General features: G+C 56.2%; 13 protein-coding genes. 7 read left to right on the forward strand and 6 right to left on the reverse strand.

The genetic code is table 11. The features are described from left to right. On the forward strand, window positions 1-243 hold a 243-nt coding region (locus FWJ25_RS19760; RefSeq protein WP_223163263.1), incomplete at its 5' end, for a hypothetical protein. Between the two features lie 12 nt (window positions 244-255). Here FWJ25_RS19760 and cspE read toward each other — a convergent pair. From cspE to cysZ, 5 genes are all read right to left on the reverse strand, one after another. Further along, a complete protein-coding gene (gene cspE, locus FWJ25_RS16280) occupies window positions 256-462 on the reverse strand; it encodes a transcription antiterminator/RNA stability regulator CspE (protein WP_036132879.1) in 207 nt (68 codons plus the stop codon). A 258-nt stretch (window positions 463-720) separates the two neighbouring features. Then, window positions 721-1,101, reverse strand: a complete 381-nt coding sequence (gene crcB, locus FWJ25_RS16285; protein WP_149601326.1) for a fluoride efflux transporter CrcB — start codon at window positions 1,099-1,101, stop codon at window positions 721-723. 102 nt (window positions 1,102-1,203) lie between these two features. Beyond that, a complete protein-coding gene (locus tag FWJ25_RS16290; protein WP_149601327.1) occupies window positions 1,204-3,654 on the reverse strand; it encodes an acyl-CoA dehydrogenase in 2,451 nt (816 codons plus the stop codon). A 130-nt stretch (window positions 3,655-3,784) separates the two neighbouring features. Continuing rightward, window positions 3,785-6,646: an RNA polymerase-associated protein RapA gene (rapA, locus tag FWJ25_RS16295; protein ID WP_149601328.1), complete on the reverse strand. Its 2,862-nt coding sequence runs from the start codon at window positions 6,644-6,646 to the stop codon at window positions 3,785-3,787. A gap of 19 nt (window positions 6,647-6,665) precedes the next feature. Beyond that, on the reverse strand, window positions 6,666-7,415 hold the full coding sequence (cysZ, locus tag FWJ25_RS16300; RefSeq protein ID WP_149601329.1) for a sulfate transporter CysZ: 750 nt from the start codon (window positions 7,413-7,415) through the stop codon (window positions 6,666-6,668). Window positions 7,416-7,512: 97 nt separating this feature from the next. Between cysZ and FWJ25_RS16305 the strand changes: the two genes are divergently transcribed. Continuing rightward, complete coding sequence (locus FWJ25_RS16305; protein WP_149601330.1) at window positions 7,513-7,917, forward strand: VanZ family protein; 405 nt, start codon at window positions 7,513-7,515, stop codon at window positions 7,915-7,917. A 459-nt stretch (window positions 7,918-8,376) separates the two neighbouring features. Here the strand turns inward: FWJ25_RS16305 and FWJ25_RS16310 are convergent, their stop codons facing one another. Then, on the reverse strand, window positions 8,377-9,051 hold the full coding sequence (locus FWJ25_RS16310; protein WP_246166863.1) for a class I SAM-dependent methyltransferase: 675 nt from the start codon (window positions 9,049-9,051) through the stop codon (window positions 8,377-8,379). A 111-nt stretch (window positions 9,052-9,162) separates the two neighbouring features. On the opposite strand from FWJ25_RS16310, the gene mnmH reads away from it, so the two are divergent. From mnmH to FWJ25_RS16335, 5 genes are all read left to right on the forward strand, one after another. Beyond that, entirely contained in the window at window positions 9,163-10,257 is a 1,095-nt protein-coding gene (gene mnmH, locus FWJ25_RS16315; protein WP_149601331.1) for a tRNA 2-selenouridine(34) synthase MnmH, read from the forward strand. Window positions 10,258-10,384: 127 nt separating this feature from the next. Then, window positions 10,385-11,218 carry a mechanosensitive ion channel family protein gene (locus tag FWJ25_RS16320; protein WP_149601332.1) on the forward strand — a complete coding sequence of 278 codons (834 nt, stop codon included), beginning with the start codon at window positions 10,385-10,387 and terminating at the stop codon, window positions 11,216-11,218. 170 nt (window positions 11,219-11,388) lie between these two features. Beyond that, a complete protein-coding gene (locus tag FWJ25_RS16325; RefSeq protein ID WP_149601333.1) occupies window positions 11,389-11,946 on the forward strand; it encodes an aminoacyl-tRNA deacylase in 558 nt (185 codons plus the stop codon). 82 nt (window positions 11,947-12,028) lie between these two features. Further along, window positions 12,029-13,324, forward strand: a complete 1,296-nt coding sequence (locus FWJ25_RS16330; RefSeq protein ID WP_149601334.1) for an FAD-dependent monooxygenase — start codon at window positions 12,029-12,031, stop codon at window positions 13,322-13,324. A gap of 28 nt (window positions 13,325-13,352) precedes the next feature. Then, entirely contained in the window at window positions 13,353-13,718 is a 366-nt protein-coding gene (locus FWJ25_RS16335; RefSeq protein ID WP_149601335.1) for a histidine triad nucleotide-binding protein, read from the forward strand. Window positions 13,719-13,769: the final 51 nt, after the last annotated feature.

The following is a 13,769-nucleotide window of genomic DNA, read 5'->3' on the forward strand; positions in this document are numbered from 1 at the left end:
TTGAAGAAACTGAAAAGCGTTTTCTTCAATACTTTCAATCAGTTACTACCAACAAATCGGGCCGCTTCAAGCGCCGTCCCCGTCAGAAGAGGTGCGCATTCTACAGACCTCCCCGACGGTGTCAACGACAATTTTGAAAAAACTCAAACTTGGTTGAACCAAGCACCTAGCCACCCTTCCACCCACAACCAGGCGGACACAAAAAAAGGCAGCCGAAGCTGCCTTTTTGGCGGTTGCGCCTGAATCCTTTAAGGATTACAGAGCAACAACGTTCTCCGCCTGAGGACCTTTCTGGCCCTGGGTAACGGTGAACTCAACCTGCTGGCCTTCTGCCAGGGTTTTGAAACCGCTGCCCTGAATAGCGCTGTAGTGAACGAATACGTCCGGGCCGTCTTCACGAGTGATAAAACCAAAACCTTTAGCTTCGTTGAAGAACTTAACAGTACCGGTAGTAGTAGACATACTTAAACTTCCTGAAATCAATCATTTAATCTGCGATCTGCCCCAACATTGGCGCAGTCATCGGTTACGGAAAAACAGAACTCGCGGAATCAAAAACAGGACGGTCACTACTTACTGCGAAGGTACGTCTTATTCATGAAGTGCTTTGCTAATCTTTCCTACAGGATTCACTCTACTCTGGAATTCAGGGCTTGCCAAGCTGAATTTCAATAATTTATGTAGGTACAGGTACACACACCGTCGCCGCCAGGGACAACCTTAACCCCGTACCATTCCAAAGGTGTAGATACCCACTGCAGTCATAATTAGCGAACCGGCCACATGAGCCAATATGCCAACCAGCGCCATGGCAAATTTCCCTTCCTGGATAGCGGAAAGCATTTCCAGGGAGAAAGTGGAGAACGTCGTCAGCGCTCCACACAATCCAGTAATGGCGAAGAGGCGCCATTCCGGTGCCAGATGGCTGCCATGGGTGAAGAACCCTATGAGGAAACCGATCAACCATCCACCACACAGATTGGCAATCAGAGTCCCATAAGGAACAACGTGGTATGTACTGTTAAGCCAGAGTCCAAGAAGCCAACGCAGATTTGCTCCAATGACCGCTCCTGTACTTACCGCCAATACTGATAACCACATCCCACCACACCCACGTCAGATTGAGACTTTACTTTGAAAGCTTACCGGCAGCCCGCCATCCCTGGGCCACCGGCTACAGCATCCCACCAATACAGGGGCGTATCACACTGGATTATGGTCGATAACCGTTTCCTTCGAGCGTGCAAACTCGTCAAACGGAAAATCGTCCACAGTCAGCATTTCAAGAACAACTGCCTCATACTCCTTCATAAAGCCGGCTTCTTCCTTACTGAACACACCCGCTTCCAGCGCCGCATCAAAGCGCTCCTCCGGATGCAGGGCAGTCATCGGCAACTCGCCCTTGGCGTAGGCTTTGGTCACTTTCCTGTAGAGCTGCTCAGCCTTGTCATAATCTTTCAACAGGCTGTTATAGCGTGCAACCGGATTGACCACACCTTCATCGCCCTCCGTACTCCACACGCTGGAGGTCAGCTTGCTCCGAACCGGCGTATCCGTCGATATTGCACGAGCCAGCTTGCGAGCCAGTTCATCACCGGGCGCATGCCAGCAGCGCCCCAACGGCATCGTAATCGTTTTTAAAGCGAATGCGACGGGCCGACTGGGAAGATTCTGAAGAAACTCTGCCATCGCCGTTTCGGTACGATGCAACAGCAACTCGAGACTGTACTCCATGACGTCCCGCTCACCGTCCACGGGCTGACTCTCATGCCAGTTCTTGAGGACCATCGAAGCAAGATACAGATTGGAGAGCATATCTCCGAGACGCGCCGAAACAAGTTCCCGCATCTTGAGTTCACTGCCCAATGTTGTCATGGCCGCGTCCGAGCACAGCCCAAAGGCCGCGCTGAATCGGGCGACCGCCTGAGCGTAGCGACGACTTGCACTGTCAAAAGGAACATCAGCTCGGCCAAGCCCCAAAGCCTGGGTGAACGCTCGCGCGGCATTGCCGAAGATCAACCCGGCATGATTGAAGAACGCCTTGTCGAAGGCATTGATATCGTCATTATCTTTGGCGCCCAGTTCCTCCAGCACGTAAGGATGGCAACGAATCGCCCCCTGACCGAAGATCATCAGGCTACGGGTCATGATATTCGCACCCTCAACCGTAATTGAAACCGGAGTGCCGCTGTAGCTGATACCCAGATAATTGCGGGGCCCGAGAGTAACCGCTTTGCCACCATGAACATCCATGGCATCTGCCAGCACCCCTCTCTGGAACTCAGTCAGGTGATATTTCAGGATCGCGGAAGGTACGGCGGGCTTCTGGCCGCCATCAATCATGTTGGCGGTATGATTGACTGCAGCCTGAGCGATGTAGGTCTTCGCGGCAATTCGAGCCAGTGGCTCCTGTACGCCTTCCATGTCTGCCACAGGAGTGTTGAATTGACGCCGGATACGGGTAAAACCTCCCGCAGTCGCGACCGAATAGGCGGAGGCACCTGCCGCCCCTGAAGGCAGAGTAATACAGCGGCCAACAGACAGACATTCAACCAGCATACGCCAGCCCTGCCCCGCCATTTCCTGACCACCGATAATGTAATCCAGAGGAATAAAAACGTCTTTGCCCCTGATCGGCCCGTTCAGGAACGGCGAACCAATAGGGCAATGCCTGCGCCCGATTTCCATGCCGTCGGTGTTCCGGGGAATCAGCGCGCAGGTGATTCCGTAGTCTTTCGTGTCCCCAAGCAGACCGTCCGGATCAAACATCCTGAACGCCAGGCCAACCACCGTCGCAATCGGAGCAAGAGTGATCCAGCGTTTTTCGAAATTAAGCCGGATCCCCAATACTTCCTTGCCTTCAAACTCACCTTTGCAGACGATTCCGGTATCCGGCAGGGAAGTCGCATCCGAACCAGCCCTTGGCCCGGTCAGCCCGAAGCAGGGAATCTCCCGACCATCCGCCAGCCGCGGCAGGTAATGCTGCTTCTGCTCGTCGGTACCGTATTTCAGCAGCAGCTCACCGGGACCGAGGGAGTTGGGAACCCCCACTGAAACCATCAACATTTCGTTGGCAGCGAGCTTCTGCAAAACAGCCGTCTGTGCCTTTGCCGAAAACTCAAGGCCGCCATACTCCTTCGGAATAATCATCCCGAAGAACCGTTCCTTTTTGAGGAAGTCCCAGAGTTCCCCCGGCAGATCAGCCCTTTCCACGGCCAGATCCCAGGCGTTGCACATGGAGATAGCCTGGGTACATTGGTTATCCACAAACGCCTGTTCTTCTTCCGTCAGGCCGGTGTTTCGGTTGATCAGCAGGTTATGCCAGTCCGGGCGGCCACTGAACAGCTCTCCATCCCAGCCAACCGTACCGGCTTCAAGGGCGACCTTTTCGGTATCAGAAACCCGGGGAGCCACTTTCTTGAAGGTGGCGAAGATGCGCGGAGTAAGCCAGCTTCTGCGAAAACCGGGGAGGCCTGCGGCAGCGGTCAGCGCAGCACCGGCAAAGAGCAGCAGAGCCAGCCCGCCAGCACCGAAGATGAGAGACAGCGCGCCCACAATCACCATCACAGCAATCGCAGACGAAGCACCGGCTTCACGGCGCAGAACAATAAGCAGGCCCGCCAGAGCGATCAGAAACAGAATCAAAGTCGTCATAGGTTTTCTCTGTCATCCATGGATGGGAAGTTCGAAGACTACAATTCGTTACGTTCACGGTATCGTATCGGATGATGCCTGGCCAGCGAATCCCTTACGGCCAGGCATATACTGCGATATCGCTCACGGATCAGGCGGTTACGATAACCCGAATCCCCTCCAGAGCCAGGCTCGCATGACTGATCGCCTCCCGGGCAGCGGCCAGCTGGTCGCGGAAGTATTCGATTTCCTCATCACGAATAGCCGGGTTAACCTTCTGCAAAGCCTCCAGACGCCGGATTTCCGGATTCAGCAGCGCTTCTACCTGCTCCAGAGCCTGATTCTTCATGGGTTCCAGATGCGGCTCCGACAACTGTTCCGCATGCCCGACCATGGTTTCCACCTCGGAGCGGATCTGGGGCACGATGGCTTGTGCAGTCCGGCGCCTGATGTTCGAACACAGGTCATTGAGCCGGTCATGAGGCAAAGCCCGAGACAGATCCTTCCCGTTCACATCCACCAGCAAACGTAACGGCGACACCGGCAAATAACGAGTTAGCTGCAGCGCATCAGGTGCCGGACAATGCACACTGAACATGGCCTCCATCAGCAAGGTCCCCGGAGGTAGAGCCTTCACAGACAAACTCGCCAATGCGGCCTTGCCCAGCCCGGAAGCGGTCACAGAATCCATAACGCCGGTCACCATCGGGTGCTCCCAGCTCATGAAAGCCAGGTCTTCTCGCTCCAGAGCCTGCTGCCGGCTCCAGGTCACGGTAATGCCGTCCTCCGGCAACTCCGCCACATGTCCAGCCTGATACTGCTCACCCGGGCGCAACACATCAGATTCCTCTGAGTGGTCTTCCACATCCACTCCCAGGATATCGAACGCCTCGATCATATAATCGCGAACCTGAGCGGAAGACTCCTCAGTTTCTATGCCATCGATCAATTGCTCTGCGACGTCCCGGCGACAGGAATTGAGCTCAATCAGCGCATCCCGGCCATTCTGCAACAGAGTACGAAGCCTGGTTGCTTCATCTGAAGTTGAAGCAACCAGGGCATCCAGGGATGCCAGGTCTCCCCCAACAACTTTCTCCCAGTCCGGACGAACGGCGTCCTGAACGGCGACACCCACGGCACAACTTTCTGAAAATGCATTCAGACCCTCGTTGAACCATCGATACTGGGCTTCCTGAACCGTGCTTTCGAGGTACGGTATATGAATGTCGATAGTCTCGGTCTGGCCGATCCTGTCCAGGCGGCCAATACGCTGTTCAAGGAGATCAGGATTTGCCGGAAGGTCGAAGAGCACCAGATGGTGTGCGAACTGGAAGTTGCGGCCTTCACTGCCGATCTCGGAACAGATCAGCGCCTGGGCACCCTGTTCGTTGTCTGCAAAGTAGGCGGCGGCCCGATCCCGCTCCACCAGACTCAGATGCTCGTGGAATGCCGTGCTGCGGATTCCAGCCCGTAGCTGCAGATGCTGCTCAAGAGCCATGGCGGTTTCTGCGCGGGCACAGATCACTACAACCTTCGCGGGGCGCAGGCTTACCAGCTTTTTCTCGAGCCAGGCCACGCGAGGATCTTCCGCCAACCATTGATCTTCGGACACAGACTGCTCTGGAGACAGACCTGTCAGCCCCCAGTTTTCGCCTTCATACATAGACGGGCAAGGCAGCGGCTCAGGAACCGGTCGGCGTTCAGGAAAGCCCTGAATGGCGGCCCTGGTATTGCGGAACAGCACACGTCCAGTGCCATGGCGGTCGAGCAATGCATCGATCACTGCCTGGCGAGCGTTATCACCGGCCAGCAGTGGTTCAAACTCATCGCCAAGCCAGCCTTCGAGCGCCGAACGGTCGCCCTCGGAAAGCTCCGCGTCTTCCACCTGCAAACTCCGCACAACATTATTGATGGCCTCGTACTGAGCTTCTTCCTGCCGGAAGGTTTCGAGGTCATGAAAACGGGCAGGATCCAGCAAGCGGAGACGGGCAAAGTGGCTGGCAACACCGACTTGCTCAGGAGTAGCCGTCAACAGCAACAGCCCCCGACTGACCGCTGAGAGAGACTCGACAATCTGGTATTCCTCGCTAACCTCATCGGGGCTCCAGGCCAGGTGATGGGCCTCGTCAACGATCATCAGATCCCAGCCGGCAGCCTGCACGTCTTTTCGGGCCTGCGCGCTGCTGGTCAGAAAATCCAGACTGCACAACACCAACTGCTCGGTTTCAAACGGGTTTACCGCATCATCATCACCAAAAATGTGGTTTACCAGCGCATCGACTTCATCCACATCAGCTTTCAGTGCGTCATAACGACCCTGATCAACAATCGAGAAGCGCAGATTAAACCGGCGCAGCATTTCGACCAGCCACTGATGCACGAGAGAATCCGGGACCACAATCAATGCCCGCTTTGCGCGGCCAGTATGCAGTTGGTAATGCAGGATCAAACCAGCTTCGATGGTTTTACCCAACCCAACCTCGTCCGCCAGCAATACTCGTGGCGCATGACGCCGGGCCACTTCCTGAGCAATATAGATCTGATGCGGCAGGTGCTGAGTACGGGCACCAATCAGCCCCTGCGCAGGGGAAGCCCGCAGGCGATCCATGTGCTGCAGGGTTGCTACTCGCAACCGGAAAGCCCCGTTGCGATCAAACTGACCCGCAAACAGACGCTGGTGCGGCGCCGAGAAATTCACCGAACTGCTCAGTTTTACTTCAGATATCTGCTGGATACTTTCGCCATTGTCAGCGTGATACACGAGCACGCCGCCGATTTCTTCCACAGAACGCACGATGTACTTATCGCCGTCAAAGGTCTCGATTTGTTCTCCCGTCTGATAAATGATCCGGGACAGGGGTGCGTTGCCAATGGCGTATGTACGCTCTTCATCAGCTGCGGGGAAACCCAGGGTCACCCTGCGGCCGGATATATCAGTAACGATACCCAGACCCAGGGCTGTATCGCTGTGACTGACCCAGCGCTGACCAATGACAAAATCCGATGTATCCAAGAAACCTCCGAACGATCTTTTAATTGCGGGTCGCGCCGTTCTCGCGCACCCAGTAAGCCGTAGCGCCACACACTGCCGCGGGCACCACAATAAGATTCAGAACAGGCACCATGGCGGCCAAAGCTACCGGAAGACCAAAACCAAAGGCAGACAGCCGGGTATCGCCCAACAGGCCGCGCAGAGCAGGGAAACTGACCTTGTGGTTATCTGCCGGGTAGTCGACGTACTGCAACGCCATCATCCAGCAGTTGAAGAGGAACCAGAGCAATGCGGCAACCAGATTCACAACCGGAATCAATCCAATAACAATCAGACCGATCGCCCGGGGCAGGTAATACAGGATTTTCTGAACTTCCCGCCATAGTGCCCGGGGGATATCCCGAATAATGGTGGCCCACCCTTCATCCGTGCTCACTTCCTGGCCAGTCAGATGCTTTTCGGTCAGCTCAGCCAGATAACCGTAAAAGGGGGAACCAATAAGGTTGGCGACAATCACGAAGCCATAGGCGAGCATGAGCAGAATCACGCCGCCATAAAGTATCCAAAGTAACCAATCCAGGGACTGCAGCCAGGCCCAGTCAGGCAGCCACCCCATAACCGTGGTGATCAGGATGCCGAACATTTCTGCCAGAAAATAGAAGAACAGGCCGAAGAGGACGATGTTGATAATCAGCGGGATAACAACGAACAGGCGCAGGCCAGGCTGTCGAATCAGACGAAAGCCCTCCCCCAGATAGCCCAGTCCACGAAAAAAATTTCCCTTGAGCATGGCCGGAAGGCCCTCCGTTTCAATGACATTGACGGGGCGCAAAGCATATCATGTTGCAGACATTCCCACAGCCCGGAGCCAGTTTCGGAATATCCCCATGGCATCCCTGAAACACCTTATTCGTACATTGCTAAACACCCGCCCGATCTGGCGACTGGCCCTGCTGACGTCACTGATCGCGATCATTTATCTGGCGACGACCAGCCACAGCTACCCGATTCCTGCCTCGGCGAACGACAAAATCAACCATCTGGTTGCCTTTCTCGAACTGACCATCCTCACTCGCCTGGCCTGGCCGGAACTGAGGGCCTGGTGGTATGCACCGTTACTTCTGGCCTTTGGCCTTGGCATTGAAATCGTTCAGGCCAACCTGCCTTATCGGGAATTTTCGCTTCTTGACCTGGCAGCAGATGGCTTCGGCATCGTTCTTGGCCTGCTGCCTTGGCCGTTCCTGACTCGCCTCAAACATGACTCGCTGCGAAATTCCCCCAACTCTTTGTGAGAAATTTCCTACAAGGCTGTGCGATCTAACAACTCGTTAGCGTGCGCAGCATCAGCTTTGACGCACACAATCTCCGTAACTCGTTGATAAACATGTCCGCCCCTTCAGAAACCGTTCTTTCAGTTCACAGAACCGTGCATGAGTCACATGTTTGTAAGATGGCCGCTGGTATTATTGTTTTCAGTCAAGGACGACAGGGAAAAGGACGACGCACCGGACGCACCCCGGCATGGAATTGCAGGGAGAGGCAGGGAATCATGGACGCCTCGCTTTAGGGAGAATATTCGGATCGCCGGCTCGGAAGCCGGCACCAGGGAGCGGCATCAAGGAACTCGCAACACGGCTGTTGCCCAATGCGCAAGGACGCGCCGACCTGTTTCGATTAGGGTAGTCTTCGGGCTACCCTTTGTTTTTTCTGGTCTCCGTTTTCAACTCCCCGTTTGGCCCTCACAGTTTTCGTCAGACCTGATAAATCCTCACCCGGTTAAACTCCTCGAACTCATTCAGATCCGGCCAGGTGCGCGCCTCGGTCACTGACTGCAATACATAGCAGTCGTCGCCCAGATCCCGAACCCTGGAATCCGCCAACAGTACACTGGGTGCCGCAGCCCTGAATTCGGCCAGCAACGGCCGGTTCTCAGGATCGTACAACACATCCGCAGCGGTAATGACCTCGACTCCCTCCGGGCGCCGGTTCCAGTCATCGCACAGCGTTACCTCAACACCGTTCAGCCGGGCATTGGCTGCCGCCGCATCGAGAGCGGCCGAGTCGATGTCGCAGGCTATCGCCTCACACGCCCCTGCTTTCGCAGCCGCTACCGCCACAATTCCGGAGCCGGAACCAAAATCCAGTACCGTTTTACCCGCCACCGATTCAGGATTTTGCAGAATCCAACGCGCCAGGACCTGGCCACTGGCCCAGCAGAACGACCAGTAGGCAGGTTCAGCCACCACCGCCTGAGCCTCATCGTGACTGAGCGGCCCTTCCAGTACCGAGGGGTCGAACAGGTACAGAGAAAGCTCTGGACACCCCGCCGGACGGGATTCCGCCACACGCCCACGACTGAGGGTTTTGCGGAGATGTTCATTGAGGCGATCGGGGGTCATCGGTTGCTCCAGCGTGTTCTTGGTCATAAGCGCCAGCCATTGTAGCCGCGCACTCGCCGGGAATCAGCGTTCTCCGGGCAAAAAACAGCCGCTTCAGCTATACTGCCGCCTCATTCTGGCAACCGGTTAAACGCTGAAATGGCAAGCAGACCCGATACCGAAGACTTCCTTTCCCTGTTCCTGAACGACACACCACTGATGGATGTCCGTGCTCCCGTGGAGTTCACCAAGGGCAGTTTTCCCGAGGCCATCAATGCGCCGTTGATGAACGATGAAGAGCGGCACCGGGTTGGCATCTGCTACAAGGAAAAGGGGCAGGACAAGGCCATCGAACTGGGCCATCAGCTGGTATCCGGCGACATCAAGGCCCAACGCATTGAGGCCTGGAAACGTTTTGCCGCACAGCACCCGGATGGCTACCTGTTCTGTTTTCGTGGCGGCCTCCGTTCACGCCTGACCCAGCAATGGATTCGTGACGCCGGTATCGACTATCCGCTGATCAAAGGTGGCTACAAGGCTCTGCGCCGGTTCCTGATCGATAGCCTCGAAGAGCTGGTTGAACACAGCGAGTTCCGGATTCTTAGCGGCCGCACCGGTACCGGAAAAACCCGGGTTCTGCAGGCGCTCCCTAACCCGGTTGATCTTGAAGGTCTGGCCAATCACCGCGGTTCCAGCTTCGGTCGCATGGTGACGCCTCAGCCTTCCCAGATCGATTTCGAGAACCGGCTCGCGGTATCCATGCTCAAGGCCCACCACCTCAAAGGAGGCGTCATCTATCTCGAGGATGAAGGCCGGCTGGTTGGTCGCTGCGCACTGCCGGAAAGGCTGCGGGAGAAAATGTCGGTCTCGCCACTGATGATTCTGGAGCAACCCATGGAGGAGCGGGTCGAGATCATCCGCCAGGATTATGTGGAACATATGGTCCGTGACTACCGGGATCGGGATGGCGAGGAAGCCGGCTGGCTCAATTTCCACGACTACCTTCTCAGCGCCCTGGACCGCATCCGTAAGCGGCTGGGCGGCGAACGCCATAAGCAGTTGCGGGCATTGATGGAGCTGGCCCTGCAGCGCCAGCAGCAGGGCGACCTGTCGGGACACGATGACTGGATACGGTCTCTGCTGGAAGATTATTACGACCCCATGTACGACTACCAACTCAGCCAGAAGAAAGGCACCATTATGGTACGCGGAGGCCCGGACGAGATCATTGAATGGGCAAACAACGCCAACTGATCGCGATTACCCTTCATCCGCTATACCTCTGACACTGTTGTCTGCTATATACACAGACAGGCACATCCCGGGGCCGGGTCCGGCCCCAACTTCAATCTGAAAAATACCAACGAACAAGGAGTCCCTTATGGAAGATCTGTTTGGCGCTGACGGAAACGCCTCACAATTGATGGAACAGGCCATCTCACTGGTCATGACTTACGCTCCCAAGGTGGTACTGGCCATCGTGACATTGATTGTCGGCATGTGGCTGATCAATCGCGTCATTTCGGTATTGGACAAAAAGCTGGGCGCCAAAGACCCCACGCTCAGCAAATTCCTCGGCGGCCTGATCGGTGCAATCCTCAAGATCCTGCTGCTGATCTCCGTAGCTTCCATGGTCGGAATCGCCACCACATCCTTCGTTGCCATTATCGGTGCCGCCGGCCTGGCCGTCGGTCTGGCACTCCAGGGTAGCCTGGCGAACTTCGCCGGCGGTGTGCTGATTCTGATCTTCAAGCCTTTCAAAGTAGGCAATGTAATTGATGCGCAGGGCTACCTCGGCTCCGTGCGCGAGATCAGTATCCTCTATACCATTCTGGATACCTTCGATAACCGTCGGATCATTATCCCCAACGGCCAGTTGGCAAACTCCAGCCTGACCAACCTGAGTTCCTATGAAACCCGCCGCTGTGACATGACTTTTGGCATTGGTTACGGTGACGATATCGACAAGGCCAAGGCCATCATCAAGGAACTGATCGAGAAGGACGAGCGCACCCTGTCCGACCCGGCACCACTGGTTGTGGTGGGCGCTCTGGGTGAAAGCTCCGTTGATCTGACGGTACGGGCCTGGCTGAAAGGTTCCGATCTGTGGCCCTTCTACTGGGACATGCAGGAAAACGTCAAGAAAACCTTCGACGCCCAGGGCATCAGCATCCCTTTCCCACAACGGGACGTACATATGATTAAGGGCGAGTGAGACGAGAAGAACCGTTTCTCTTTGATACAAGCTGTTACTCGCAAACTGAGCATCCTCAACTAAGCTAGGAATCAGGAGGGGCTGACCCAGCCCCTCCTTTCCGCGGGAGCCCTGAACTCAGACCATGTATGGCTCCGGAACGCTGTCATTGCTGGTAGGAGGTTCCCACTATGCCGGTACAGCAGTTGAAGGAATACCTCGATCAGGCCGGTGTAGAATACATGTGCCTGACCCACCCCCCGGCCTTCACGGCCCAGGAACTCGCTCACCACGTTAAAATTGCCGGCGACCGTGTCGTCAAGACCGTCATCATCGAACTTGACGGCAAGATGGCCATGCTGGTGATGCCTGCCACCTGGCGAATTCGCTGGGACCGGCTATCCAACATTCTCGACACTGACTTCGTAGATCTTGCCGATGAGCAGGAATTCCAGGATAGCTTTCCGGACTGCGAGGTCGGCGCCATGCCACCATTCGGAGGCCTCTTCGGTATGTCAGTGTATTGCGCCGAAGCCCTGACGGAACAACCGGAAATCGCCTTTGCCGCGGGTAGCCATACAGAATCCGTGCACATGAAAATGGCCGACTTTCTGGAGCTGGTTCAGCCCATGGTGCTCAACCAGGGATTTAACAAACCCGGCGCCCAGAAGCCGGCCTGGCTCCTCAAAAATCGCCGCCAACCGGAGGAGGGCCGACGCCAACGGGTATCCGGAATGGCTGGATACTGACCTCTCAACCCACGGATTGATCCGGGTCGCTTGTCTGATCCGCGCCATCGCGTAAACTGATGGCATCAGACAGGAACCCAATATGACGCAAGCATTTGATATTGTTGTTGTCGGCGCCGGCATGGTCGGCGCCGCGCTGGCAACCGGACTGGGTCAGGAGGGCTTCAGGGTTGCCGTGGTGGATCGTGCTGCCGCTCCCGCCTATGAGCCCTCCTCCGCGCCGGACATCCGGGTATCGGCTCTGAGTGTCGGCAGCGAACGCTACCTGCGTAGCCTGAATGCGTGGCAATCCATTCAGTCCATGCGTGCTACGCCCTACCAGCGACTCGCCGTGTGGGATGACACCCAACACCCACTGACCAATCTGATTCCCGGACGCATGGCAAGGGTGGAATTCGACGCCAGCGCACTCTCTACATCACACCTCGGCCATATTGTCGAAAACTCGGTAACCCAGCAGGCACTCTGGCAAACAGCCGACTCAGAGGCGAATGTCACCATCATTGCGGGTCATGGTGTATCCAGACTAGAGCAATCGGAGCAGCACGCCACCCTCACCCTGGACGACGGCAGAGAACTTGAAGCAAAGCTGGTGATTGGCGCAGATGGTGCCAACTCACGGATTCGGGATCTCGCTGGCATTGGTGTTAACCGCGACCAGTACGGGCAACAAGCGATGGTGGTTTCCATACGCTACCAGGGCCCCGTTGAGGACATCACCTGGCAGGGCTTTCAGCCAAGCGGTCCCCGGGCCTTTCTGCCGCTCCACAGTGCAGGAGCAAAATATCCGGGCGAAAGCTGGGGATCACTGGTGTGGTACGACGCACCGGAGCAACTGGCACGGCTCAAGTCACTGGAACCATCTGAACTGATGGCTGAAATCCAGAGCGCATTCCCGAATGAACTTCCACCCCTGACCCATATCGACTCTGTGGCCAGTTTCCCCATCGCCCGCCAGCACGCCAAACACTACGTTTCTGGCCGCGTGGTACTGGCAGGCGACTCGGCTCATACCATCAACCCTCTTGCCGGCCAGGGAGTTAATCTGGGCTTTCAGGATGCCCAATGCCTGCAGTCGATTCTCAGAGAGGCCTGGCGTGCTGGTGATGATCTGGCCAGCCCGTCCCGGCTTGCCCAGTATGAACGTATGAGGCGCCCCGCCAACAGGCGAATGATGCTCACCATGGATTTGTTCTACTATCTGTTCAGCAACCGCGTCCCGCCCGCGCACCTGATTCGTAATCTCGGCCTGGGCGCCGCACGAGCTTTGCCTTTTGCCCGCAACCAGGTTGCCCGCTATGCCATGGGGATAGATACCGAACTACCTGCCGTGCTTCGCGAGCTGACTACCCGACTGCCCGGTTTCAACCGTCTTTAAACCCAGGAATTCAAACCAAGGAGCCACCATGTCAGAAACCATTTTCACCAAGATCATCAACCGGGAGATCCCCGCCGACATTCTCTACGAGGACGATATCAGCCTGGCATTCAGCGACATCAACCCTCAGGCACCGGTACACTTCCTGGTGATTCCGAAAAAAGCGATCGCCACGATCAACGACATTGAAGAAGCAGATCGGGAACTGGTGGGGCACCTTTATCTGGTCGCGGCGAAGATCGCCAGGGAAAAAGGTTTTGCGGATGACGGCTATCGGGTCGTCATGAACTGCGGTGAAAATTCCGGGCAGACGGTGTTTCATATCCATCTGCATGTTCTGGCAGGCAAGCCTCTCGGGTGGCCACCTTACACTGACAAGATGAAACAGGCCTGATCAGCCTGGCGGTGAAAAAATAAGGGGGCTCATGCCCCCTTATTGCTGTGC

Origin of the sequence: Marinobacter salinexigens (assembly GCF_008370345.1) — a bacterium.
GTDB lineage: Bacteria > Pseudomonadota > Gammaproteobacteria > Pseudomonadales > Oleiphilaceae > Marinobacter > Marinobacter salinexigens.

What these genes read in the sequence shown, in the direction of transcription:
- cspE (WP_036132879.1), bottom strand. Translation starts at nt 462, where the DNA reads ATGTCTACTACTACCGGTACTGTTAAGTTCTTCAACGAAGCTAAAGGT.
- crcB (WP_149601326.1), bottom strand. Translation starts at nt 1,101, where the DNA reads ATGTGGTTATCAGTATTGGCGGTAAGTACAGGAGCGGTCATTGGAGCA.
- FWJ25_RS16290 (WP_149601327.1), bottom strand. Translation starts at nt 3,654, where the DNA reads ATGACGACTTTGATTCTGTTTCTGATCGCTCTGGCGGGCCTGCTTATT.
- cysZ (WP_149601329.1), bottom strand. Translation starts at nt 7,415, where the DNA reads ATGCTCAAGGGAAATTTTTTTCGTGGACTGGGCTATCTGGGGGAGGGC.
- FWJ25_RS16305 (WP_149601330.1), top strand. Translation starts at nt 7,513, where the DNA reads ATGGCATCCCTGAAACACCTTATTCGTACATTGCTAAACACCCGCCCG.
- FWJ25_RS16310 (WP_246166863.1), bottom strand. Translation starts at nt 9,051, where the DNA reads ATGACCAAGAACACGCTGGAGCAACCGATGACCCCCGATCGCCTCAAT.
- mnmH (WP_149601331.1), top strand. Translation starts at nt 9,163, where the DNA reads ATGGCAAGCAGACCCGATACCGAAGACTTCCTTTCCCTGTTCCTGAAC.
- FWJ25_RS16320 (WP_149601332.1), top strand. Translation starts at nt 10,385, where the DNA reads ATGGAAGATCTGTTTGGCGCTGACGGAAACGCCTCACAATTGATGGAA.
- FWJ25_RS16325 (WP_149601333.1), top strand. Translation starts at nt 11,389, where the DNA reads ATGCCGGTACAGCAGTTGAAGGAATACCTCGATCAGGCCGGTGTAGAA.
- FWJ25_RS16330 (WP_149601334.1), top strand. Translation starts at nt 12,029, where the DNA reads ATGACGCAAGCATTTGATATTGTTGTTGTCGGCGCCGGCATGGTCGGC.
- FWJ25_RS16335 (WP_149601335.1), top strand. Translation starts at nt 13,353, where the DNA reads ATGTCAGAAACCATTTTCACCAAGATCATCAACCGGGAGATCCCCGCC.